Origin of the sequence: Rathayibacter sp. AY1A7 (genome assembly GCF_002930845.1) — a bacterium.
Lineage (GTDB): Bacteria > Actinomycetota > Actinomycetes > Actinomycetales > Microbacteriaceae > Rathayibacter.
In genome coordinates, this window is sequence record NZ_PSTL01000016.1 from 21491 (window position 1) to 44873 (window position 23383).

Here is a 23383-nt window from a genome sequence, read left to right on the forward strand (position 1 = left end):
CCCTCCGACCGACCGTCCTGAGCGGTCCCGCCGGCGGTCGCCTCCGCGCTCCTCCCCCTCTCCGAGGGAGTCGCGCGAGGCGGCCGCCGGCTTCCGCGTTCCGGGGTGCGAGCGCGGCCGGGCGGCCCGCTCCGCGGCTCCGAATAGACTGCTCCGGTGACTCGCAGCACCCTCCGCATCGCCTCCGTCAACGTGAACGGCGTCCGCGCCGCCTACCGCAAGGGGATGGGCGACTGGCTCGCCGCGCGCGACGTCGACGTCCTGGCCCTGCAGGAGGTCCGCGCTTCCACGGACGACCTCACGGGGCTCCTCGGGGACGAGTGGGACGTGCTGCACGACGAGGCGACCGCCAAGGGGCGCGCCGGAGTCGCTCTCGCCTCGCGCAGGCGCGCCACGATCCACCGCGTGACCTTCGGCGCCGACGACTTCGACTCGGCCGGACGCTGGCTCGAGGCCGACTACGAGGTCGGCGGCCGCTCGCTCACCGTCGTCTCCACCTACGTCCACTCCGGCGAGGTCGGCACCCCCAAGCAGGTCGAGAAGTACCGCTTCCTCGATGCGATGGAGGCGCGCCTGCCCGAGATCCGGGCGCACAGCGAGCTCGCCGTGGTGATGGGCGACCTCAACGTCGGCCACCGCACGCTCGACATCAAGAACTGGAAGGGCAACGTCAAGAAGGCCGGCTTCCTCCCGGAGGAGCGCGCCTACGTCGACCGCTTCGTCGGCGCCGAGGGCGACCCGGACTACAACGCCGGTGCCGGACTGGGCTGGGTCGACCTCGGCCGCCGGTTCGCGGGCGAGGTGCCCGGACCGTACACGTGGTGGTCGCAGCGCGGCCAGGCCTTCGACACCGACACCGGCTGGCGCCTCGACTACCAGCTCGCCACGCCCGCGCTCGCCGACCTCGCCCGCAGCTACGAGGTCGACCGCGCCGCCTCCTACGACACCCGCTGGTCCGACCACTCCCCCGTGGTCGTCGACTACGAGCTCTGACCCTCTCCCCGCGATCCCGACCCCTCGAGGCCACCCATGACTCCCAGCACCCCGGGCGCCAAGCCCGTCATCTTCTCCGGCATGCAGCCCTCCTCCGGGTCGCTGCACCTCGGCAACTACATCGGCGCGCTGACCCAGTGGGTCGCGATGCAGGAGGACTTCGACGCCTACTTCTGCGTCGTCGACCTGCACGCGATCACGGTCCCGCAGGACCCGCAGCAGCTCCGCGAGCGCACCCGCGCGACCGCCGCGCAGTACATCGCCGCGGGCATCGACCCAGCGCGCTCGACCCTCTTCATCCAGTCCCACGTACCCGCTCACGCCGAGCTCGCCTGGGTCCTCAACACCCTGACCGGCTTCGGCGAGGCCAGCCGGATGACGCAGTTCAAGGACAAGTCGGCGAAGCAGGGCGCTGAGGCCGCCTCGGTGGGCCTGTTCACCTACCCGATCCTGATGGCGGCCGACATCCTGCTGTACCAGACGGACGCGGTGCCGGTCGGCGAGGACCAGCGCCAGCACCTGGAGCTCACCCGCGATCTCGCCGCGCGCTTCAACTCGCGCTTCGGCGAGACCTTCGCCGTGCCGGAGCCCCACATCGTGCGCGAGACCGCGAAGATCTTCGACCTGCAGAACCCGGGCGCCAAGATGTCGAAGTCGGCGGAGTCGGACGCGGGCCTGCTCAGCGTGCTCGACGAGCCGAAGGCGACCGCGAAGAAGATCATGCGCGCCGTGACGGACACCGAGTCGGAGGTGCGCTTCGACCGGGCGGCGAAGCCCGGCGTCTCGAACCTGCTGACGATCTACTCGGTCCTCGCCGACCGCTCCGTCGAGTCGCTGGAGCAGGAGTACGCGGGCCGCGGCTACGGGGACCTCAAGAAGGGCCTCGTCGAGGTGGTCGCCGCCACCTTCGACCCGATCCGCGCGCGGACCGCGGAGCTGCTCGCCGACCCGGCCGAGCTCGACCGGGTCCTCTCCCTCGCCGCCGACCGCGCGTCCGAGACCGCGGAGCGCACGCTCGCCGCCGTCTACGACTCCGTCGGCCTCCTCCGCCGCGTCCGCTGAGGCGGCCGTGCTGCGGCTCGCGCTCTTCGACCTCGACGACACCCTCTTCGCCCATGCCCGCGCTGTGCGGGAGGGGATCGTCGCGTACGCCGCCTCGCTCGGCGCCGCCTACGCCGGCGAGCCGGCCGACGTGCAGCGCCGCTGGCACCTGCTCGAGGAGGAGCACTACCACCGCTACCTCGCGGGCGAGCTCGACTACGAGGGCCAGCGCCGGGCGCGCGCCACGGACTTCGCCGCGGAGGCCGGAGTCGGGCTGACTCCCGAGGAGGCGAGCTCCTGGTTCCGCGGGTACCTCGAGCACTACGTCGCCGCCTGGACCCTCCACGACGACGCGCTGCCCGTCCTCGACCGGCTCGACGCCGCCGGAGTCCGCCTCGGCGTCATCACCAACGGCGTGCTCGACTTCCAGCGGGGGAAGATCGAGCGCACGGGCCTCTCCGGTCGCTTCGAGCACGTGATCGCCTCCGGCGACGTCGGCGTCGCCAAGCCGGACGCGCGGATCTTCGCGATCGCCTGCGAGCGGTTCGGGGTCTCTCCGGAGGAGGCCCTCTACGTCGGCGACCGGCTCGGCACCGACGCCGTCGGAGCGGCCGCTGCGGGCCTGCGCGGCGTCTGGCTCGACCGCGTTGGCGGTCCCGAGCACGGCCGCGAGCTGCCGCCCGAGGCGGTCGAGCTGGGCGTGCGCCGGATCGCTTCCCTGGACGAGCTGGACGCGCAGCTCGGGCTGTCGGCGGACTGAGGCCCCGCCCGGGTCTGGTCTCGATAAGCCGCCTGCAGCGACTAAGCGACCAGCATGCAGGTCCGAATTGCCGGGTCTCGATGAGCCGTCTGCGGCGACCACTCGACCAGCATGGGTGTCCCCGAACCACCCCGTTGCGATTCCCGTTGCACCGTCGTCGGAACGACGAAGCGCCCCACCCGACCCGAGGGTCGGACAGGGCGCTTCACCGTGAACGGACTCACGCCATCCGCTCGTTGCGCAAGGCGAACGGGGAGGACGCGTGTCAGCGTCGTCCCCTAGCCGGACGCGACCCGCTCCCCGAGACGCGACCACCTCGATGAGCCGACCGCGCCGCGGCAGGCAGGGACTGCCGCGGAGAAAACTACTGCACGTCCTCGTCGATCCAGTCGAAGGTCTTGGTGACGGCCTTCTTCCAGAGGCGGTACTGGCGGGCGGCCTCGTCCTGGTCCATCTGCGGGGTCCAGCGCGAGTCCTCCTGCCAGTTCTGGCGCAGGTCGTCGAGGTTCTCCCAGAAGCCGACCGCGAGACCGGCCGCGTAGGCCGCTCCGAGCGCGGTGGTCTCCGCGACGACCGGTCGGACGACCGGGACGCCGAGGATGTCGGCCTGGAACTGCATGAGCAGGTTGTTGGCGATCATTCCGCCGTCGACCTTGAGCTCCTGCAGGGGGACGCCGGAGTCGGCGTTGACCGCGTCCAGGACCTCGCGGGTCTGGAAGGCGGTCGCCTCGAGCGCGGCGCGGGCGATGTGGCCCTTGTTGACGTAGCGGGTGAGGCCGACGAGGGCTCCGCGGGCGTCGGAGCGCCAGTAGGGGGCGAACAGACCCGAGAAGGCGGGGACGAAGTACGCGCCTCCGTTGTCCTCGACGGTGGCGGCCAGCGCCTCGACCTCGGGGGCCGAGCCGATGAGGCCCAGGTTGTCGCGCAGCCACTGGATCAGCGAGCCGGAGACCGCGATCGAGCCCTCGAGCGCGTAGTGCACCTCGCCGTCGCCGAGCTTGTAGCCGATGGTGGTGAGCAGACCGTTCTTCGAGTGGACGATCTCGGTGCCCGTGTTGAAGATCAGGAAGTTGCCGGTGCCGTAGGTGTTCTTCGCCTCGCCCGGGTCGAACGCCGCCTGGCCGAAGGTCGCGGCCTGCTGGTCGCCGAGGATGCCGGCGATCGGGACCTCGCGCAGCAGCGACGAGGACTCGACGTGGCCGTAGACCTCGGAGGAGGAGCAGACCTCGGGGAGCATCGACTTCGGGACCCCGAAGGCCTCGAGGATGTCGTCGCGCCACTCGAGGGTCTCGAGGTCGAGGAACAGGGTGCGGGAGGCGTTGGTGACGTCGGTCTTGTGGACGCCGCCGTCGATGCCGCCGGTCAGGTTCCAGAGGACCCAGGTGTCCGTCGTGCCGAAGATCAGGTCGCCCGCCTCGGCCTTCTCGCGAGCACCCTCGACGTTCTCGAGGATCCAGACGATCTTGGTGCCGGAGAAGTAGGTCGCGAGCGGGAGGCCCACGATCGACTTGAAGCGGTCCGCGCCCTCGTCGCCGGCGAGGCGGTCGACGATCGACTGGGTGCGGGTGTCCTGCCAGACGATGGCGTTGTAGACGGGCTTGCCGGTCGTCCTGTCCCAGACGACAGCGGTCTCGCGCTGATTGGTGATGCCGACGGAGGCGATGTCGTGGCGGGTCAGGTCGGCGCGGGAGAGAGCCTGGCCGATCACCTCGCGGACGTTGTTCCAGATCTCGATCGGGTCGTGCTCGACCCAGCCGGCGCGCGGGAAGATCTGCTCGTGCTCCTTCTGGCCGGTGGAGACGATCGATCCCTTCTTGTCGAAGATGATCGCGCGGGACGACGTGGTCCCCTGGTCGATAGCGATGACGTAGTCAGCCATGAATGATTACTCCTTCGTAACGGGGGTGAAAGGAAGCGCGGCGGTCTAGAGGACCGGGAGCAGCACGAGCGAGGCGAGGCCCGCGAGCACTCCACCGACGATCGGGCCGGCGACGGGCACCCAGGCGTAGCTCCAGTCGCTCGAGCCCTTGCCCTTGATCGGCAGGAGAGCGTGCGCGATGCGGGGGCCGAGGTCGCGGGCGGGGTTGATGGCGTAGCCGGTCGGGCCGCCGAGGGAGGCGCCGATCGCGATCACCAGGATGGCGACGGGCAGCGCGCCGAGCGCGGCCAGACCGCCGTCGCCCTGACGTCCGCCGCCGAAGCCGATGACGACGAAGACGAGGACGAAGGTGCCGATGACCTCGGTGACGAAGTTCCAGCCGTACGAGCGGATCGCCGGGCCGGTCGAGAAGACGCCGAGCTTGTTCGCCGCGTCGGGCTCCTCGTCGAAGTGCTGCTTGTAGGCGAGCCAGCAGAAGACGGCACCGAGGATCGCACCGATCATCTGGGCGAGGATGTAGACGAGGATCGAGACGATGTTGACGGGCACGCCGGATCCGAACTCGGTCGCTCCGCTCGCGACGAGGCCCAGGGTGACCGCGGGGTTGAGGTGCGCCCCCGAGTTGTACGAGACGATCACACCGGCGAAGACCGCGAAGCCCCAGCCGATGTTGACCATGAGGGTTCCGCCGTTGAGACCCTTGCTCTTCACGAGCGCGACGTTGGCGACGACACCGCAGCCGAGGAGCACGAGCATGGCCGTTCCCACGACTTCGGCGAGGAAGACCACTCCGAGATTGTCCACGTTGACCTTTTCCTTTTCGTAAGACGGACGCGCACAGGCGTCCGCGGCGGGCTTCGATGCCCGACGGTGTGAAGTTATCGGCGCCCTGTCCTAGCGACAAGGAACGGCGCGTGCACGTTTGTGCGTTGTCACGACGGAAGCCCCGGTCGAGGTGGTCCTCGGTCCGGGGCTTCCGTCGATCCGCGCCTGATCGCCGATCAGGAGGCGGGCACGGCCGTCGGGGTCTGCACCGAGGTGCCCCCGACGTCGACGCCGTTGTACTCCTTGAGGTGCGCGATGGTCGCGTCGACCTCCGACGCGCGGGCGGCGTCGTCCCAGCCCAGCACGGCGCCCGTGTGCTCGGCGAGCTCCTCGAGGAGCTCGCGGCTCAGGCCGCCCGTGAAGGCGTGGTTGGTGCGGCGCATCACCAGGTCGATGAGGTGCACCACGCTCTCGCGCTGGGCGAGGTAGCGGATCTCACCGGTGGTGAAGTCCTTGTCGAAGTCGAGCGCCTCGTCGTGTCCGTCGGCCAGGGCCTCGATGACCTCCTGCGCGCGGGTGCCGTAGCGCTCGAGCAGCTGGCCCGTGCGGGCCGAGGAGAGCCCGGAGCGGTGCTGGCTGATCCACTGCGCGCGGGACGCGTCGGTGCGCGGGAAGCCCTTGCCGCCTCCGATGGGGGTCTTCACGGTGGAGACGCGACGGGTCACGCCGATCCGCTTGAAGACCTCGTTCGAGAGGTGCTCCGACAGGGCGCGGAACGTCGTCCACTTGCCGCCGACCAGGCTGAGCACGGGCGAGCCGTTGCCGGGGAGCGTCGAGGGCTCGATGCGGTAGTCGCGGGAGACGAAGCCCGGGGCCTCGTCGTCGTGGCGGGGCAGCGGGCGGATGCCGGAGAACTTGAAGACGATCTGCGAACGGTCCACGCGGATGGCCGGGAAGACGTGGTTGACGAGCTCGAAGAAGTAGTCGATCTCCTCATCCGTGCATACCGCCGGCTTCGTGGGGTCGGCGTCGATGTCGGTCGTGCCGACCATCACGCGGCCCTTGAGCGGGTAGATGAGGACGATGCGTCCGTCGCTGTGCTCGAAGAACATCTCGCGACCCTCGCAGGCCTCGACCAGCTCGGGGTTGTCGAGCACGATGTGCGAGCCCTTGGTGCCGCCCATGAATTTCGTGGACGTGCCGAGGGCCGTGTTGGTGAAGTCGGTCCACGGTCCGGAGACGTTGACGACGACGTCCGCCGCGAAGGTGAACTCCTCGCCGGACTCGCGGTCGCGGAGGACGACGCCCTTCTCGTCGGCGCCGACGGCCTCGACGTAGTTGGCCGCGCGGGCCTTCCTGCCGCCGATCAGCGCGTCGTGGAGCACGTCGAGCGCGAGGCGCTCGGGCTCGTGCACGGAGGCGTCGAAGTAGGTGGCGGTGTACTTGATCTTCGGGTCGAGCTTGGGGAGCTCGTTCAGCGAGCGCTTGCGCCCGTGGAACTGGTGGCGCGGGACCGTGCCGCCGTCGCGGGAGAAGAAGTCGTACATCGTGAGGCCGACCTTGATCAGCAGCGCACCGCGCTCCTGCGGCTTGCCCGACTTGTGGGTCAGGAAGCGCAGCGGAGCCGCGAGGATGCCCGAGAACGTCGAGTAGATCGGGATCGTCGTCTGCAGCGGCTTCACGTAATGGGGAGCGATCTTCAGCAGGCCGTTGCGCTCGTGCACGCCCTCGTTGACGAGTCGGAACTCGCCGTTCTCGAGGTAGCGGATGCCGCCGTGGATCATGTGGCTCGAGGCGCTCGAGGCACCGGAGACGTAGTCGCCGCGCTCGACGAGGGCGACGTCGACGCCGTTGAGCGCGAGCTCGCGGAAGGTCCCGATGCCGTTGATGCCACCGCCGATGACCAGGACCGTGGCGCGGGGGTTGTCGCGGAGAGCAGCGACGCTCTCGCGCAGAGCGGAGTTTCCGGGAGTTCCGTCGGACTGTGCCACTTCGTACTCGCCTTCGTGTCGTAGGGGTGTCGTCGAGGCCTCCGCACCAGCGTGCACCGGGGAGATGACCGATTGATTTCGCGGAGGAATACAGCCATCCTTGACCCGACAACACATCCGGTCAAGACGGGTGGAAATCCGTGCAGGGAGCGCTATGACCCCGGTGAGACCGGTCGTCGAACTCGACGAGACGACCCACGCGACCCATCCCGACAAGACGCGGGACGCGCTGCGTGCGGCCCAGCTGTACTACATGCAGGATCTGACGATGGACGCGATCGCGCACGAGCTGCACACGTCGCGCTCCTCCGTCTCGCGCCTGCTCTCGCACGCCCGCGCGACCGGCCTGGTCGACATCCAGATCCGCTCCCCCCTCGACCGGGCGAGCGCCCTCTCGGCCGAGGTGCGGTCCCACTTCGACATCACGGCGCACATCGTGCCGGTGCCGGACCACACCAGCGAGATCGACCGGCTCGAGCGGGTCGCCCTGTCCGCAGCGAGGATCCTCGGGCAGTTCATCGACTCGAACATGATCGTCGGCATCGCCTGGGGCTCCACGATGAGCGCGATCAGCCGCCACCTGATCGCCAAGGAGACGCACAACACGCAGATCGTGCAGCTGAACGGCGCCGGCAACACCGAGACCACGGGCATCAACTACTCGAGCGAGATCCTCCGCCGCTTCGGTGACGCCTACGCGGCGAAGGTCCAGCAGTTCCCGGTGCCGGCGTTCTTCGACGACCCGACCACCAAGCAGGCGGTGTGGCGCGAGCGCTCCACCCGACGGGTCCTGGAGCTGCAGCAGCGGATGGACGTGGCGCTGTTCGGGCTTGGGTCGCCGTTCGCGGCGGTCCCCTCGAAGGTCTACATCGGCGGCTACCTGGAGCCGAGCGACTTCACCTCGCTCAGCGGCTCCGGGGTCGTCGGCGACGTCGCGACGGTGTTCTACCGGTCCGACGGCAGCTGGGACGACATCCCCATGAACGAACGTGCAAGCGGTCCGGACCTCTCCACGGTGCGCCGCGCGTCGCGCCGGATCTGCGTCGTGTCGGGCGCCTCGAAGCTGCCGGGCCTGCGCGGCGCCCTGGCGGCCGGCCTCATCACCGACCTCATCCTCGACGAGGGAACGGCCCGCGCCCTCATCTCGGACTGACGACTCCCGCCCTTCCGCGGGACGCGCTCGGGTACGCGGCACGCCGACCCAGGCGCACCGGAGCGGCGTCTCGCGGGAGCGGTCAGGACTCGCGGGCGTGCGCGTCGAGGAACTCGTAGACCTCGGCGTCGTCGATGCCGGGGAAGGTCCCCGACGGCAGCGGCGCGAGCACGTGCGCGTGCAGGCGCGCGCTCGGCCAGGCGTTGCCGTCCCAGCGCGCGGCGAGCTCCGACGGGGCGCGTCGGCAGCAGGACTCGTCGGGGCAGCGGGAGAGCTCGCGGCGGTCGGTGTCGCGGCCTCGGAAGAAGCGGGCCTCGGCGAACGGGACGCCCACGGTGATCGAGAACTCCTCGGTGGCGGTCGTGCCGGTCTGCGACGCCGACCAGAAGGTCCCCGCCGGGGTGTCGACGTACTGGTAGTACTCCGTCGTCCGGTTGGTCCGGGTGAACGCGGAGCGCGCCGACCAGTAGCGGCAGACCACCTGGCCCTCGACGGCCCCGGTGACGTCGGTCGGCAGCGGCAGCCCGTCGTTCTCGTAGGCCTTCTGGATCGAGCCGTCTCCCAGCACCCGCAGGAAGTGCATCTGGATGTCGAGGTGCGAGGTGAGCAGGTTCGTGAAGCGCAGGGCGGCGGCCTCGTGGGTGACGCCGAAGCCGTCACGGAAGTCCTCCACCGAGACGTCCCGCTCGCGCTTCGCCTCCTGGAGGAACGCGACCGCCGGCTCCAGCGGCATCAGGCACGCGGCGGCGAAGTAGTTGATCTCGAGGCGCTGGCGGAGGAAGTCGGCGTAGGTCACCGGCCGCTCGTGCCCGAGGAGGCGGTGCGCCATCGCCTGCAGCGCCAGCGCCCGCAGGCCGTGGCCCCCGGGGATCGAGGCGGGCGGGAGGTAGATCCTGCCGTTCGCGAGGTCGATCACCGAGCGGGCGGAGTGCGGCAGGTCGCCGACGTGGATGATCTCGAAGCCGAGGTGCCGGGCCATCTTCGAGACGGAGCTGTGGGTCAGTGCTCCTCCGCGGTGCCCGACGGTGCGGAGCATCTCGCCCGCCACCTCCTCGATCTCGGGCAGGTAGGAGCTGCGCTCGCGCAGCTGGAGCCGCTGGGCGGTGTTGGCCCGGCGCGCCTCCTCCGGTGTGGCACTCGCCTCGCTCCGGCGCCGTGCGAGCTCGCGGTAGACGCCGAGGAACGCCTCCAGCACGGGCGTGCTCAGCCCCTTGTTGACCTTGAACTCGGGCAGGCCGAGCGAGCGGTACAGCGACCCCTTCTGCACGCGCGCCAGCTCGATCTCCAGCGCGGCCCGCTCGCTCGGCGGCTCGTCCGAGAGCAGCGCCGCCAGCTCGACGCCGAGCGCGGCCGCGAGTCGCTGCAGGAGGGAGAGGCGCGGCTCGCGGCGGCCCGTCTCGATCAGCGAGAGCTGGCTCCCCGACACGTCGACGCGCTCGGCGAGCTGCCCGAGGGTCAGTCCGCGCCGGGTGCGGAAGTGGCGCAGGCGCTGCCCGAGCAGCACGGCGTCGGAGCCCGGGGCGGGTGTCGAGGGATCGGTCACGGCGAGCTCCGGCGGTCGGTTGTGACGGAAGCGCAAAAAGACGGTTTCTTGACCGCCTGAGCGCCGGGAATACCTCCTGATCCTCCTCCATCCTGGCTTCAGGCGCCACTGAGCGCCCCTCCCGGCCCGGCCGGCCTCTTCCCGGCTGCGGCCGGCGACTCCCCACCCCCGTCGACGACGACCACCGAAAGCGGAGCCAGCATGAGCATCTACAGCAACACCGTCCGACTCGAGCCGAGCACCATGACCGCGCCGACGTCCGTCCCCGCGCCCGTCGTGCCGCCGGCGCCCCTCGCCCTCCGCCGCTGGGTTCGCGAGACCGCCGCGATCCTCCAGCCCGACGCGATCGAGTGGAGCGACGGCTCCCCCGCGGAGTGGTACCGCCTGACCGAGCGGCTCGTCGCCTCCGGCACGCTCCTCCCGCTCAATCCGGAGTGGCGGCCCGGCTCGTTCCTGGCCCGCACCGACCCGGACGACGTCGCCCGGGTCGAGGACCGCACCTTCATCTGCACGACCGACGAGGCCGACGCGGGACCGACCAACAACTGGCGCGAGCCCGCCGCGATGAGGGCCGAGCTCGCTCCCCTCCTCGACGGAGCGATGCGCGGACGGACGATGTACGTCGTCCCGTTCTCGATGGGGCCCGTCGGCGGTCCGCTCTCGCAGCTGGGCGTCCAGGTCACCGACTCGGCCTACGCGGTGCTGAACCTGCGGATCATGGCGCGCGTGGGCTCCGAGCCGCTGGCCGCCTTCACCGAGGAGACCCCGTTCGTCCGCGGCGTGCACACCGTGGGGCTGCCCCTCCGCGACGCGGACGGCGTCACCCGCGAGGACGTCGCCTGGCCGTGCAGCCCCGTGAAGTACATCACCCAGTTCCCGGAGACGCGCGAGATCGTCTCGTACGGCTCCGGCTACGGCGGCAACGCCCTGCTGGCGAAGAAGTGCTTCGCCCTGCGCATCGCCTCGGCGATGGGGCGCGAGGAGGGCTGGCTCGCCGAGCACATGCTGCTGATCCGCATCGTCTCGCCCGAGGGACGGCGCTACCACGTCGCCGCCGCCTTCCCGAGCGCGTGCGGCAAGACCAACCTCGCGATGATGCAGCCCGCGATCCCCGGCTGGCGGGTCGAGACGCTGGGCGACGACATCACCTGGATGCGCCGCGGGGAGGATGGACGCCTCTGGGCGATGAACCCCGAGACGGGCTTCTTCGGCGTCGCTCCCGGCACCGGGGAGAGCTCGAACCCGAACGCCGTGCAGACGCTCTGGGGCAACACGATCTTCACCAACGTCGCGCTCCGCGAGGACGGCGACGTGTGGTGGGAGGGCCTGACCGACGAGGTCCCGGAGCGGCTGACCGACTGGCGCGGGCAGCCGTGGACGCCGGCGTCCGGCACGCCCGCCGCGCACCCCAACTCCCGCTTCACCGCGCCGGCCGCGCAGTGCCCGTCGCTCTCCGCCGACTGGGACGCCCACGAAGGCGTGCCGCTGGACGCGATCGTCTTCGGTGGCCGACGGGCGAGCAACGTCCCGCTGGTCACGCAGGCCACCTCGTGGCAGCACGGCGTCTTCCTGGGTGCGACCGTCGCCTCCGAGAAGACCGCGGCCGCGGAGGGCACGGTCGGGGAGCTGCGCCGCGATCCGTTCGCGATGCTCCCCTTCTGCGGCTACAACATGGCCGACTACTTCGCGCACTGGCTCGCGATCGGCGCTGAGCTCGGCGATGCGGCGCCGGCGGTGTTCCAGGTCAACTGGTTCCGGAAGGACGCGGACGGCGAGTTCCTCTGGCCCGGCTTCGGCGAGAACGCGCGGGTGCTGCAGTGGCTCGTCCGCCGCCTGGAGGGGCTGGCGGAGGCGCAGCGGAGCCCCCTCGGCGACCTGCCGGTCGCGATCGACACGCACGGGCTCCTGCTCTCCGCGGCCCAGAAGGAGGAGCTGTTCTCCGTCCCGGTGGAGGCGTGGCTGGAGGAGTGCGCGCTCACGGAGGAGTTCTTCACGCGGTTCGGCGACCGGCTGCCGCCCGAGCTGACCGCCGAGCTCCAGGCCCTGCGGCTCCGGCTCCTCGCCGAGAAGCTGCCGCTGGCGGCCTGATCCCCCTGACCGAGCCGGCTCCTGCCGGACACCCCTGTGGCCCGCGGGCGGATCATCCCCCTTTCCTCGCACCCCCGCGGGTCCACTCCCCCCTTCCGCTCCCACGACGACGGGCACCATGACCGACCGCATCACGCTCCGCTTCCTCGCCGCCCCGCAGGACGCCACCGCCGACGGCCGCAGCGCCCAGGCCGGCCGCGTCCTCGAGTGGATCGACAAGGCCGGCTACGCCTGCGCCGTGGGCTGGAGCGGCGGCTACTGCGTGACGGCGTACGTCGGCAACGTCCACTTCACCCGGCCCATCTCGGTCGGCAACCTGATCGAGGCGACCGCCCGCGTCATCCACACCGGGCGCACGAGCATGCACGTGCTGGTGCAGGTCGCGCAGGCGGATCCGCGGACCGGCCTCTACGAGGACGCCACGCACTGCCTCCTCGTGTTCGTGGCCGTCGACGACGAGAAGAGGCCGCGGTCGGTCCCGGAGTGGCGGCCCCGCTCGATCGAGGACCTGTCCCTCGCCGAGGGCGCCGCCGCGCGCATCGAGGGCCGCCGACGGCTGCACGACGTGATGCGCGCCCAGGAGTACACCGAGGAGGGCACCGGTCCGCGGATCGTGTTCCGCTTCCTCGCGGCGCCGGGCGACGTCAACTGGGGCGGCAACGCCCACGGCGGGATCGTGATGCGCTGGATCGACGAGGCGGCCGACGCGGTCGCGCAGCGCTGGACCGGCCGCGACGCGGTGGCCGTCTACTCCGGCGGGATCCACTTCTACCGTCCGGTGCGCATCGGGCACCTCGTCGAGGTGGAGGCGCGCCTCATCCACACGAGCGCCCGGAGCATGCACCTGGCGGTGCACGTGCGCTCCGGGGACCCGCGGACCGGCGAGCTGGAGCTGACCACGCAGTGCCGGAGCGTCTTCGTGGTGCGGGGCTCCGACGGGGCGGCCGAGCCGGTCCCGCCTCTCGAGCTGCGGACCGAGGAGGACCGGCGTCTGGACGCCCATGCGCGCGAGCTGATCCTCCTGCGCGCGGCGCTGCCGCCGCTCCCGCTCGCGGGGACGGCCGGCGCTAGGGTCGGAGCGTGAAGCTGCCGATCCTCGTCCTCAACGGCCCGAACCTGAACCTGCTCGGCACCCGCGAGCCCGAGCTCTACGGCTCGGACACCCTCGTCGACGCCGAGGCGCTGGCGGCGGAGGCGGCCGAGCGGCACGGCTTCACGGTCGAGACCTTCCAGAGCAGCTCGGAGGGCGCGATCGTCGACCGGCTGCACGCGGCTCGCGGCTCCGTCTCGGGAGTGGTGCTCAACGCCGGGGCGTACACGCACACGTCGATCGCGATCCGCGACGCCGTCCTCGCGACCGAGCTGCCGATGGTCGAGGTCCACGTGAGCAACGTGCACCGGCGCGAGCCGTTCCGGCAGCACTCCTACCTCTCGGACGTCGCGATCGCCGTGATCGTCGGCGCGGGGATCGCCGGCTACGGCTACGCGGTGGACGTGCTCGCGCGAGCGGCGGAGAAGCGATGAGCGGCCTCGGACGCTCCTTCGGCAGCGCGGTCGACGCCTACGACCGCGGGCGGCCCGGCTACCCCGACGACGCCGTCGACTGGATCGTGGGGCACGCCCCGGCGCGGGTGGCGGGCGCCTTCGTCCCGGAGCGGGCCCGCGCGGCGGGAGCCGACGCCTCCGATCGGCTGCGCGCCGTGGACCTCGGCGCGGGAACGGGCAAGTTCACCGCGTCGCTCGCGTCCCGCGGCCTCGCCGTGACCGCGGTCGAGCCCGACGCGGAGATGCTCGCGCGTCTCGCCTCGAATCTGCCGGGGGTCCGCCCCGAGGAGGGGACGGCCGAGGCGATCCCCGCCGCGGACGCCTCCGCGGAGCTCGTCACCGCCGCGCAGTCGTGGCACTGGGTCGACGCCGAGCGCGCGGGAGCCGAAGTCGCCCGCGTCCTGGTGCCGGAGGGCGTGCTCGCGCTGGTGTGGAACATCCGCGACGAGTCGGTCCCCTGGGTGCGCCGGCTCGGCGAGGTCGCCGGAGCCTCCACCGCCGAGCGCTTCGAGACGCTCCGGCCGCCGCTCGGCTCCGCTCTCGAGCGGGTGGCGTTCGCGGCCTTCGAGTGGTCCTTCGAGCTGGACCGAGCCGGGGTGCGGGACATGTTCGCGTCCCGCAGCTCCGTCATCGCGATGCCCGACGAGGAGCGCGCCGCGGTCCTCGCGGCGGTCGACGCCGTGGTGGACGAGGAGTCGGGCGGGAGCGGGACCGTCGCGATGCCGTACTCGACGCGCGTGACGATCGCGCGCCGCTCCTCCTCCGCCTGACTCCGCGCTGCCCGCCGCGGACCGCCCCGCCCGCCGACTACCCTCGGAGGGCGCCGCACCGGCGCGAGCACCGAGAGCACGAGGAGAGACGCACGTGAGCATCATCGCCGCCGCAGACGGGTCCGCACTGGGCAACCCCGGCCCCGCCGGCTGGGCCTGGTACGTCGACGACGAGCGCTGGGCCGCGGGCGGCTGGTCGCACGGCACGAACAACATCGGCGAGCTCACCGCGGTGCTCGAGCTGCTGCGCGCGACCGCGCAGGAGGAGGAGCCGCTGCACATCCTCTGCGACAGCCAGTACGCCATCAAGGCCTGCACCGAGTGGCTGCCGGGCTGGAAGCGGAAGGGCTGGCGCAAGGCCGACGGCAAGCCGGTGATGAACGTCGAGATCATCAAGGCGCTCGACGAGGAGCTGCAGGGCCGGGCCGTCACCTTCGAGTGGGTGAAGGGGCACGCCAACCACCGGATGAACGAGGCCGCCGACGTCCGCGCCCGGAGCGCCGCGACCGCCTACCAGCGCCGGCAGCCCGTCGACGCCGGACCCGGATGGCCGACGGCCGCCGCCGCGCCCGCCGCGGCCGCTGCGCCCCCCGTCGAGGACTCCGCCACCCTCTTCTAGCCGCGTTCCCCCTGGGGCAGCCGCAGCAGCCCCGTCGCCACCAGCTCGCGCACCCGCGGCAGCACCGAGTCGGACACCGCCTCCTCCTCGACCTGGAGGAGCGAGGCGACCGCCGCCGCGATCGCCGCCACCGAGAGCTCGCCGTCGCAGGCGCCGACCACGGCGGCGAGCGCCGTGTCGACCTCCTCGACCCGGGCGAAGCCGCCGCCCTGGCGCAGCCGCAGCACCGTCGGATCGTCGTTGCCCGGCCAGTAGTGCCGCTCCTCCGTGACGTCTCCGGCGACGACCAGGGCGAGACCCGCCAGAGCGCGATCGTCGAGCGACGCGAGGGCCTCGGCCGAGTCGAGGCAGGCGGCGAGGTGGCCGCCCAGGCCCGCGGTCGCGACCGGCGTGGTGATGCGCTCGAGGCGGCGGATCGGCGGGCGGGGCTGCTCGGGCAGGCGGAGCGTGACGTAGCCGAAGCCGACGCCGGTCACCCCGCGCCGCTCGAAGTCGGTCAGCCAGGCGTCGACCAGCGCGTCGAACGCGGGGCCGCGGGTCGTGCCGCCGTCCCGGATCCAGGTCTCGGCGTAGACCGCCGGATCCTGACGCTCGCGCTCCACGACCCAGACGTCCAGCGGAGAGGCGGTCCCGCCCATCCAGGCGTCGAGCCCCTCGGGCCCCGCCTCGAGCGCCTGCTCCAGCGGACTGCGGGCGTCGGCGAGCCAGTCCGCGATCCGGTCGAAGGCGTCCGCGCCCTCCCGGTACTCCCAGTTCCCCAGGAGCTGCGCGATACCGCCGGGCACCAGGTGCTCGGCTGCTCCGAGGATCACGCGGCGCACGATCTCGTCGCCCTCCAGCCCGCCGTCGCGGTACTCGTAGGAGGGGACGCCCTCGGCTCGCGGCGTGATGACGAACGGCGGGTTCGTGACGATGTGGTCGAAGCGCTCCCCCGCGACCGGCTCGTAGAGGCTGCCGAGGCGGAACTCGATGTTCTCGATCCCGTTGAGCGCCGCGGTGAAGGAGGCGAGCGCGAGCGCGCGCTCGGAGATGTCGGTGGCGACCACCTGCTCGGCGTGGCGGGAGGCGTGCAGCGCCTGGATCCCGCAGCCGGTCCCCAGGTCGAGCACGCGGCCGACGGGTCGCTGGATCATCAGGCCGGTCAGCGTGAGGCTCGCGCCGCCGACGCCGAGCACGTGGTCCTCGTCGAGCGCGCGGCCGAGGGCGAGCTCCCCGAGGTCGGAGGCGATCCACCAGGAGGCAGCGCCGCGCTGGTCGACCACGTCGTAGGGGCGCAGGTCGAGGGCCGCGGTGACGACGGCTCCGGCCTCGACGCGCACCAGGCCGAGCTCCACCGCCCCCTCCAGCGCGAGAGCGCCGAACGCCTCGTCCGCGTCGTCGGCCGAGACGGGATCGGCCAGGAGGAACAGGCGGGCGAGGGTGGCCAGCGCGTCGTGGTCGCCGCTGCGCTCGAGGGCGCGGCGGGCGGGGACCCGGTCGCCGCGGTGCAGCGCCTCGGCCGCTTCGTCGCCCCAGAGCCCCCGCACGGCGTCCACGCCGTAGCGGGCGCGGATCAGGTCGTCGCGCAGGAGGGCGATACGGGCTCGGTCGAACGGGTCTGCGGAGAACACCGCTCCATCCTCCTGCACACGGGTCGGCCACCGGGGCCGCCGCGGCCGTACGATCGGAGGCATGCCGCTGACCGGAGAGTACGAACCCAGCACGTCCGAGTGGGCCCGCGAGCAGGCGGAGCTCTACGAGCGGACCGGCGGAGCCGAGGGGAACCTCCTCCGCGGCCGCCCCATCATCGTCCTGACCACCGTCGGCTCGAAGAGCGGGAAGCTCCGCAAGACCGCGCTGATGCGCGTCGAGCACGAGGGCGAGTACGTGGTCGTCGCGTCCAAGGGCGGCGCGCCCGAGCACCCCGTCTGGTACGGCAACATGCTCAAGGAGCCGCACGTCGAGCTGCAGGACGGGCCCGTGAAGAAGGACTACGCCGCGAGCGTGCTCGAGGGCGATCTGCGCGCGGCCTGGTGGGAGCGCGCGGTCGCCGCGTGGCCGGACTACGCCGAGTACCAGACGAAAACCGAGCGGCAGATCCCGCTCGTGCTGCTCACTCCCTGGTCCTGAGCGCGGCGGGCGGCTCGGCCCGTCGCTGAGGCGGCCGTCCTCCGGTCGAGGACGCGCCGCACGGCAGGCGCCTCATGCGGGCGGCGAGTCCAGCGGATCCGGTCCGGCCTCAGACCCGGGCCGCGATGAGGTCGAGCACCTTCGGGCTCGAGAGCAGCGCGAAGTGGCCGACCACCGAGACCGCGATGTTCTCGCGCGCCCCGGCGAGGCGGCTCCCTCCGGGGATGTACTGGTCGCGCATCCCGTAGATCGACGTGATGCGCGCGTCGGCCTCGCGCTCGGCCAGCAGGGTGCGGATCAGCGGGCGGTGGGGCGCGAACTCCCTGAGCGCCCGCGCCGGGGCGATCCGTGCGAGCGACGAGCCGTTGAACGGGGTCGAGACGGCGATCATGCGCTCGATCCGCCCGTCCTCGCGGTCGTCGACGACCATCATGTGCTTGCCGATCAGGCCGCCCTTGCTGTGCGCGACGACGACGACTCCGCGCAGATCGTGCTCGCGCAGGTAGTCCTGGCCGAGTCCGGCCGACGCGACGATCGGCCGCGTGTTGTAGCCGAGCGCGGGCAGCACGTGGATCGGATGGTCCGCCGCGTGCAGCCTCTCGGCGATGGGCCGGAGGAACTGCCACGTCTCGTAGATCCCGGGGATGAGCAGCACCGGAGCGCCGTCGCCGGACGCGTACCGCGACACGTCCCAGCCCTCCCGCAGGTGCACGAAGCGCGAGCCGTAGGCGTAGCGGTAGTCGCGGAGGTACGCGCGCCGCAGCGAGGTCGAGCGGCGCGGGCGGGCGGAGTCACGCGCCGGCATGGGCCCGCTCCAGCTCCGCGATGTCGAGGCGGCTCATCGCGAGCATCGCCTGCAGAGCGCGCGCGGACGCCTCGGGGTCGGCGCCTCCGAGCAGACGCGGGAGGACCTCCGGCACGATCTGCCAGGACAGCCCCCAGCGGTCGCGGAGCCAGCCGCACCGGCTCTCCTCGCCGCCGTCCGCGATCAGGGCGTCCCACAGCCGGTCGAGCTCGGACTGGTCGCCGACGGTCACGACGATCGAGACGGCCTCGGTGAACGGGAACCGCGGCCCGGCGTTGATCGCCTGGAACCGCTGCCCGTCGAGCTCGAACGTCACCGACAGCACCTCGCCGGGCGACGGGGAGCCCTCCGGCAGCACCTGGCTTCCGGTGATCCGCGAGTTCGGCACCAGCTCCGTGTAGAAGCGCGCCGCCTCCCCCGCGCCGTCGTCGAACCAGAGGAAGGTGCTGACCGCGCCCATCGGAGTCTCCGTCCTGCGCGGGAGGGTCTCCGCGGCTCCCTCAGTGTGCCGCGGAGGCGCCCTCCCCGCGACGGATCACAGCGGGTTGACGCCGAACGCCGTGGCCAGCTTGTCGATCTTCTTGGCGCGGCCCAGCCGGGGCAGGTCGCTGCCGTCGCGGATGACGCGGCCGCGGGCCTCGAAGTCGTCGAGGAAGTCGCGGGCCCAGGCGACGTCGGACGGCGTCGGGCTGATGACCTCGTTGATCACGGCGAGCTGCTCGGTGTCGAGGCAGAGCTTCCCGGTGAGGCCGAGCGAGACCGTGAGCGCGGACTGCTCGCGCAGCACGGGGTGGCTGTTCGAGACGGTCGGTCCGTCGATCGGGCCGGGCAGGTCGCCGATGCGCGAGGCGACGACCAGGCGCGAGCGCGGGTAGGCCATCGCGAGGTCGTCGGCGCTGGTGCCGGTGTCGCGGCGGTAGTCGCCGCTGCCGAACGCGAGGCGGAAGGTGCCGCGGGCGCGGGCGATCGAGACCGCCTCCTCGATGCCGAGGGCGGACTCGACCAGGGCGAGCACCGGGGTGGAGCCGCCGAGGCGGTCGAAGGTCTCGGTGACGTGCTCGGCGGCCTCGGTCTTGGCGAGCATGACGCCGGCGAGGCCGGGCAGGCCCTTCAGCGCGTCGACGTCGTCGGACCAGAACGGGGTGGAATGGTCGTTGATGCGGACCCAGGCGCGCTTCTCGCCGGTCAGCCACTCCGCGACGTCTGTCCGCGCGTCGGGCTTCGCCTTGGGGTCGACCGCGTCCTCGATGTCGAGGACGATCTGGTCGGCGCGGGACGCGTGCGCGGCGTCGAACGTCTCGGTGCGGGTGGCGTTCACCAGCAGCCAGGAGCGCGCGATCTCGGGGGCGACGTCGCGCCCCTTCCGCTTCGCGATGGCGGTGGTGGTGGTCTCGGGCAACGTCACGTTCGGGTCCTCTCGGTGGCGCGGTCCTCGCTCCGCGGACGCCACCGCTCTGCGACGGCGCCGGGGACAAGGGTAGCGGCTCCCCGTCGGCGGGGCTCCGGGCACTCCGGCGTCTCTCCACTCCGGGGCTGCGACGCCCCGAGCGCTCCGGATCAGCGGCCCTCCGGGCGCTCCCACAGCGTCAGCACCGTCGTCGGCACCCGGATCCGCTCGCGCGCGACGAACCCCGCCTCCGCGAGCACCGTGTCCGCCTCGCCCTCCGGCAGCGCCTGCCAGACCCGGTCCTCCCCGGCGAGCGCGGCGAGCAGGGCCTCGCCCTCCAGGAGCACGTCGGAGTACGTCCCCGTCGTCCCGTACGGAGCGGCGAGGGCGACGTCGTCCACGCCCGCGAACGCCTCCGGGTAGGCGGCGAGCGCCAGGCGGGGCCGGAGCGAGACCGTCCCGGAGGAGCCGAGGAGGACGGCGTCGCCCGGACGGGCCCGCTCCTCGACGGCGGCCGCCAGACCGCGGAGATCCTGCCCGGCCGGCTTCCCGGTGACCGTGCGCATCTGCACGAGGACCGGCAGTGCGGCCACCGCGATCAGGGCGAGGAGGGCGACGCCCGTCCGGGCCCTGAACGAGTCGAGCGCGACGCCGAGGAGGACCGCGAGGGCGGGCGTGCTCGACGCGAGGTAGCGCGGAGTGAACATCGGCTCGACGAGGAGGGTCCCGAGCACCAGCACCGCCGTCGGCAGCACGATCCAGAGGACGAGGGCCGGCAGGAGCGGCCCGCGCAGGCCGCCCCGCACCGCGGCGACCGCGAGGAGCGCGACGGCGATCCCGGCCAGCCACCACGCGGATCCGAAGAACGGCTCGACCAGGACGGTGAACGCGGTCACCGGCTGCGAGCGGAGCCAGCCGACCTGGCCGCTCTGCCCGGCGGCGAGGAGCAGCACCGGCACGGCGCCCAGTGCAGAGAGGGCGCTCGCCGGGAGAGCCCGCACGGCACCCCGGGGCGCCGCGGCCGCGGCGAGCGCGACGAGAGCCGGCAGCACCAGCACGGAGTAGAGGAAGACCGCGTCCGCCAGACCCGCGACGGCCGCGAACGCGATCCAGCGCAGGGCTCCTCCGGAGCGGGCCGCCCGCACGACGAGGACCGCCGCTCCCACCACGAGCGCGGTGGCCAGAGCGGAGGATCGCGCCTCGGTCCCCGAGAACGAGGACCGCGGGAGCAGCACGAGCACCGCGGCGGCGAGGAGTGCCGCCCGGGGCCGGTCGAACGATCGCAGCAGGACGACGACGCCCACCGCCGCCGCTCCCGTGGCGAGAGCGGACGGCGCCCGCAACGCGAGCTCCGACTCCCCGGCGATCGCGATCCAGCCGTGAATAATCAGGCCGTAGGCCAGGTGCACCGCGTCCTTCTCCTGCACGAAGGCGAGGAGCTCCCCCACCGGGAGCCGCGCCAGGCGGAGGGTCGCGGCCTCGTCGTTCCAGTAGGAGGGGATCCAGGAGCCGACGAGGGTCAGCGCGGTGGCGAGGGCGAGGACCGCGCTCGCGGGCAGGGTCCGGAGCGCGCGCATCCCGCCAGCGTAGAGGCCGGGCTCAGCGCGCCGAGCGCTCGGCGAGACCCTTCGCGTACGCGGCCTGGCCGACGTGCTGCGTGTCGTCGTCGATCACCGAGACCAGCCGCACCCCGAGGGTCACCGGCGGATCCCACTGCTCGTCGACGACGCGATCGAGGTCCTCGTCGCCGAGCGTGTCGAGGAGGGCGAGCGTCTGCCGGTGCACGGCGTCGGCGTACTCCGCGAGCAGCGCGGCCGGCACCGCGGCGAGCGCCGCCACCTCGGCCGGCTCCTGCCCGTAGCCGGTCTCGTCGGGCCCGAAGGGCAGGCCGGACCGGCCGTGGAAGCCGTCGGCCGTCCACACCTGCTCGTGGCCGGCGAGCGGGGCGAGGTGGTCGTCCTGCACCCGGACGAGATGCCAGACGAGCCAGGCGGGCGAGTTCGAGCGGACGTCCGCGCGGAACGCGAGCTGATCGGGGGTGCTGTCGTCGAGGACGGCGTGCACGTTCTCGTGCACCCGGCCGAAGGCGTCGCGGAGGAGGTCGATGGCTGCGCTCATGCCGCCAGCCTGCCGCTCCCGCGCCCGGCGCGGCACCCCCTCCGCGCGCCTCGGAGGAAGTGCGGAGGCGGGTGCCCGATACTCGGCCCGTGACCTCCGGATCCTCGAACCTGGCGACGAAGCCGTGGCTGACCTCCTACGCGGAGGGCGTGCCCGCCGAGATCGACCCTCCCACCCAGACCCTCGTCGACCTGCTCGAGGACTCGGTCGCGCGGTACCGCCGCGGCACCGCCCTCGAGTTCTTCGGCGCCGAGACCAGCTACGCCGAGCTCGGCGAGCAGGTCGCGCGCGCGGCGGAGGGCCTGCGGCGCCTCGGCGTGCGCGCCGGCGACCGCGTCGCGCTGGTGCTCCCGAACTGCCCGGAGCACGTCGTCGCGTTCTACGCCGCTCTTCGCCTCGGGGCGATCGTGGTCGAGCACAACCCGCTCTACACGCCGCGCGAGCTGCGGCGGCAGTTCGAGGACCACGGCGCCCGGTTCGCGGTCGTCTGGGACAAGATCGCCGACGTCGTCGCGACCATGCCCGCCGACCTGGGCATCGAGCGCGTCGTCTCCGTCGACCTCACCCGCTCCTTCCCGCTCGGCAAGCGCTTGGCGCTGCGGCTCCCCCTGCCGTCGGTGCGCCGGTCGCGCGAGAAGCTGACCGCGACCCCCCGCAGCCGCTCCCTGGTGCCCTTCGCGTCGCTGCTGAAGAACCGCCGCATCGCGCGCTCGCACCCCCGCCCGGTCCTCGGCGACACGGCCCTGCTGCAGTACACGAGCGGCACCACCGGGACGCCCAAGGGCGCGATCCTCTCGCACGCGAACCTCCGTGCGAACGCCCTGCAGGGCCGCGCCTGGGTGCCGGGCCTGCGCGAGGGCGACGAGACGTTCTACGCGGTGCTCCCCCTGTTCCACGCCTACGGGCTGACGCTGTGCCTGACCTTCGCGATCAGCATCGGCGCGAAGGTCGTGCTGTTCCCGACCTTCGACGTCGGCCTCGTGAAGGCGGCCGCGAAGTCGTCGCCGCCCACCTTCCTCCCCGCGGTGCCGCCCGTGTACGACGCGCTGGCCCGCGCCTCCGAGCGCCACGAGCTCGACCTGCGCGGCATCCGCTTCGCGATCTCGGGAGCGATGAGCCTGCCGGTCGCGACGGTGGACCGCTGGGAGCGCGCGAGCCGGGGACTCCTGGTCGAGGGCTACGGCATGACCGAGAGCTCGCCGGTCGCCCTCGGGAACCCGGTCGGCCCGACCCGCCGGCCCGGCACCGTGGGCGTGCCGTTCCCCAGCACGACGATCCGCCTCGTCGACCCCGCCGATCCGTCGGTCGACCGCGGCCCGGGCGAGTCCGGCGAGCTCCTGCTCCGGGGGCCGCAGGTGTTCCAGGGGTACTGGAAGCGGCCGGAGGAGACGGCCGAGGCCCTCCTCCCCGGCGGCTGGCTGCGCACGGGCGACATCGCGACCGTCTCGGCCGACGGCTTCGTGACGATCGTCGACCGGGCCAAGGAGCTCATCATCACCGGCGGCTTCAACGTCTCCCCCTCCGAGGTCGAGGGAGTGCTGGAGTCGCACCCGGACGTGACGCGCGCGGCCGTCGTCGGGCTCCCCCGCGAGGACGGCGGCGAGAGCGTCGCGGCGGCCGTGGTCCTGCGGGCCGGGACGGCCGTGGATCCGGAGGCGCTGCGCGACTTCTGCCGGCTGCACCTGACGCCCTACAAGGTGCCCAAGCGGATCGTCCCGGTGGACGAGCTGCCGACCTCGCTGATCGGCAAGGTGCTGCGCCGCCAGGTGCGCGAGAGTCTGCTGGACTGAGGCGACCGGAGCGGGCGGTGGCCCGCG

Annotated in this window: 21 protein-coding genes; 11 read left to right on the forward strand and 10 right to left on the reverse strand. The window is 72.5% G+C overall.

Annotated features, from left to right (window positions below; all coding sequences use genetic code 11):
* The first annotated feature begins 156 nt into the window (after positions 1-156).
* Genes C5B95_RS12365 through C5B95_RS12375 form a run of 3 tightly spaced genes read left to right on the forward strand, consistent with a single transcriptional unit; the run spans position 157 to position 2794 of the window.
* Positions 157-993, forward strand: coding sequence for an exodeoxyribonuclease III (locus C5B95_RS12365; protein ID WP_104263197.1), 837 nt, complete (start codon positions 157-159; stop codon positions 991-993).
* Positions 994-1029: 36 nt separating this feature from the next.
* Positions 1030-2055 (forward strand): tryptophan--tRNA ligase, encoded by a 1026-nt coding sequence (gene trpS, locus C5B95_RS12370; RefSeq protein ID WP_104232840.1) that lies wholly within the window; start codon positions 1030-1032, stop codon positions 2053-2055.
* Between the two features lie 7 nt (positions 2056-2062).
* A complete protein-coding gene (locus C5B95_RS12375) occupies positions 2063-2794 on the forward strand; it encodes an HAD family hydrolase (protein WP_104337275.1) in 732 nt (243 codons plus the stop codon).
* Between the two features lie 364 nt (positions 2795-3158).
* Here the strand turns inward: C5B95_RS12375 and glpK are convergent, their stop codons facing one another.
* From glpK to C5B95_RS12390, 3 genes are all read right to left on the reverse strand, one after another.
* Positions 3159-4673, reverse strand: a complete 1515-nt coding sequence (gene glpK / locus C5B95_RS12380; RefSeq protein ID WP_104226427.1) for a glycerol kinase GlpK — start codon at positions 4671-4673, stop codon at positions 3159-3161.
* Between the two features lie 45 nt (positions 4674-4718).
* Entirely contained in the window at positions 4719-5429 is a 711-nt protein-coding gene (locus tag C5B95_RS12385; RefSeq protein ID WP_374952909.1) for an MIP/aquaporin family protein, read from the reverse strand.
* A gap of 245 nt (positions 5430-5674) precedes the next feature.
* The gene (locus tag C5B95_RS12390; protein WP_258059988.1) at positions 5675-7429 is read right to left on the reverse strand and encodes a glycerol-3-phosphate dehydrogenase/oxidase; all 1755 of its coding nucleotides are present in this window, start codon (positions 7427-7429) and stop codon (positions 5675-5677) included.
* A 154-nt stretch (positions 7430-7583) separates the two neighbouring features.
* Here C5B95_RS12390 and C5B95_RS12395 point away from each other — a divergent pair, with 154 nt between their 5' ends.
* Positions 7584-8582, forward strand: coding sequence for a sugar-binding transcriptional regulator (locus tag C5B95_RS12395; protein ID WP_104223198.1), 999 nt, complete (start codon positions 7584-7586; stop codon positions 8580-8582).
* Positions 8583-8664: 82 nt separating this feature from the next.
* Here C5B95_RS12395 and C5B95_RS12400 read toward each other — a convergent pair whose 3' ends face one another.
* Positions 8665-10125, reverse strand: coding sequence for a helix-turn-helix domain-containing protein (locus C5B95_RS12400; protein WP_104349312.1), 1461 nt, complete (start codon positions 10123-10125; stop codon positions 8665-8667).
* A gap of 243 nt (positions 10126-10368) precedes the next feature.
* On the opposite strand from C5B95_RS12400, the gene C5B95_RS12405 reads away from it, so the two are divergent.
* The 5 genes from C5B95_RS12405 to C5B95_RS12425 all read left to right on the forward strand — a co-directional run bounded on the left by C5B95_RS12405 (position 10369) and on the right by C5B95_RS12425 (position 15147).
* Positions 10369-12213 carry a phosphoenolpyruvate carboxykinase (GTP) gene (locus tag C5B95_RS12405; RefSeq protein WP_104349328.1) on the forward strand — a complete coding sequence of 615 codons (1845 nt, stop codon included), beginning with the start codon at positions 10369-10371 and terminating at the stop codon, positions 12211-12213.
* Between the two features lie 118 nt (positions 12214-12331).
* The gene (locus C5B95_RS12410; RefSeq protein ID WP_104347205.1) at positions 12332-13297 is read left to right on the forward strand and encodes an acyl-CoA thioesterase; all 966 of its coding nucleotides are present in this window, start codon (positions 12332-12334) and stop codon (positions 13295-13297) included.
* Positions 13294-13737: a type II 3-dehydroquinate dehydratase gene (gene aroQ, locus C5B95_RS12415; RefSeq protein WP_104226430.1), complete on the forward strand. Its 444-nt coding sequence runs from the start codon at positions 13294-13296 to the stop codon at positions 13735-13737. The genes C5B95_RS12410 and aroQ overlap by 4 nt, the downstream gene beginning before the upstream one ends.
* Complete coding sequence (locus C5B95_RS12420; RefSeq protein WP_104337272.1) at positions 13734-14528, forward strand: class I SAM-dependent methyltransferase; 795 nt, start codon at positions 13734-13736, stop codon at positions 14526-14528. The genes aroQ and C5B95_RS12420 overlap by 4 nt, the downstream gene beginning before the upstream one ends.
* A gap of 94 nt (positions 14529-14622) precedes the next feature.
* Complete coding sequence (locus C5B95_RS12425; RefSeq protein ID WP_104223203.1) at positions 14623-15147, forward strand: ribonuclease H; 525 nt, start codon at positions 14623-14625, stop codon at positions 15145-15147.
* On the opposite strand, the gene C5B95_RS12430 is transcribed toward C5B95_RS12425, so the two are convergent.
* Complete coding sequence (locus C5B95_RS12430; protein ID WP_258059989.1) at positions 15144-16757, reverse strand: methyltransferase; 1614 nt, start codon at positions 16755-16757, stop codon at positions 15144-15146. The genes C5B95_RS12425 and C5B95_RS12430 overlap by 4 nt on opposite strands.
* Before the next feature lie 61 nt (positions 16758-16818).
* On the opposite strand from C5B95_RS12430, the gene C5B95_RS12435 reads away from it, so the two are divergent.
* Positions 16819-17256: a nitroreductase family deazaflavin-dependent oxidoreductase gene (locus C5B95_RS12435; protein WP_104223205.1), complete on the forward strand. Its 438-nt coding sequence runs from the start codon at positions 16819-16821 to the stop codon at positions 17254-17256.
* A gap of 109 nt (positions 17257-17365) precedes the next feature.
* Here the strand turns inward: C5B95_RS12435 and C5B95_RS12440 are convergent, their stop codons facing one another.
* From C5B95_RS12440 to C5B95_RS12460, 5 genes are all read right to left on the reverse strand, one after another.
* Complete coding sequence (locus C5B95_RS12440) at positions 17366-18061, reverse strand: triacylglycerol lipase (protein WP_104349313.1); 696 nt, start codon at positions 18059-18061, stop codon at positions 17366-17368.
* Positions 18048-18521 (reverse strand): VOC family protein, encoded by a 474-nt coding sequence (locus C5B95_RS12445; protein ID WP_104263191.1) that lies wholly within the window; start codon positions 18519-18521, stop codon positions 18048-18050. Before C5B95_RS12445 ends, C5B95_RS12440 begins: the two co-directional genes overlap by 14 nt.
* 75 nt (positions 18522-18596) lie before the next feature.
* A complete protein-coding gene (locus tag C5B95_RS12450) occupies positions 18597-19460 on the reverse strand; it encodes a CoA ester lyase (protein ID WP_208543400.1) in 864 nt (287 codons plus the stop codon).
* A gap of 158 nt (positions 19461-19618) precedes the next feature.
* Positions 19619-21025 carry a glycosyltransferase family 39 protein gene (locus C5B95_RS12455; RefSeq protein ID WP_104349314.1) on the reverse strand — a complete coding sequence of 469 codons (1407 nt, stop codon included), beginning with the start codon at positions 21023-21025 and terminating at the stop codon, positions 19619-19621.
* 22 nt (positions 21026-21047) lie between these two features.
* Positions 21048-21566: a DinB family protein gene (locus C5B95_RS12460; RefSeq protein ID WP_104349315.1), complete on the reverse strand. Its 519-nt coding sequence runs from the start codon at positions 21564-21566 to the stop codon at positions 21048-21050.
* Between the two features lie 89 nt (positions 21567-21655).
* Between C5B95_RS12460 and C5B95_RS12465 the strand changes: the two genes are divergently transcribed.
* Entirely contained in the window at positions 21656-23356 is a 1701-nt protein-coding gene (locus C5B95_RS12465) for a long-chain-fatty-acid--CoA ligase (protein ID WP_104246706.1), read from the forward strand.
* Positions 23357-23383: the final 27 nt, after the last annotated feature.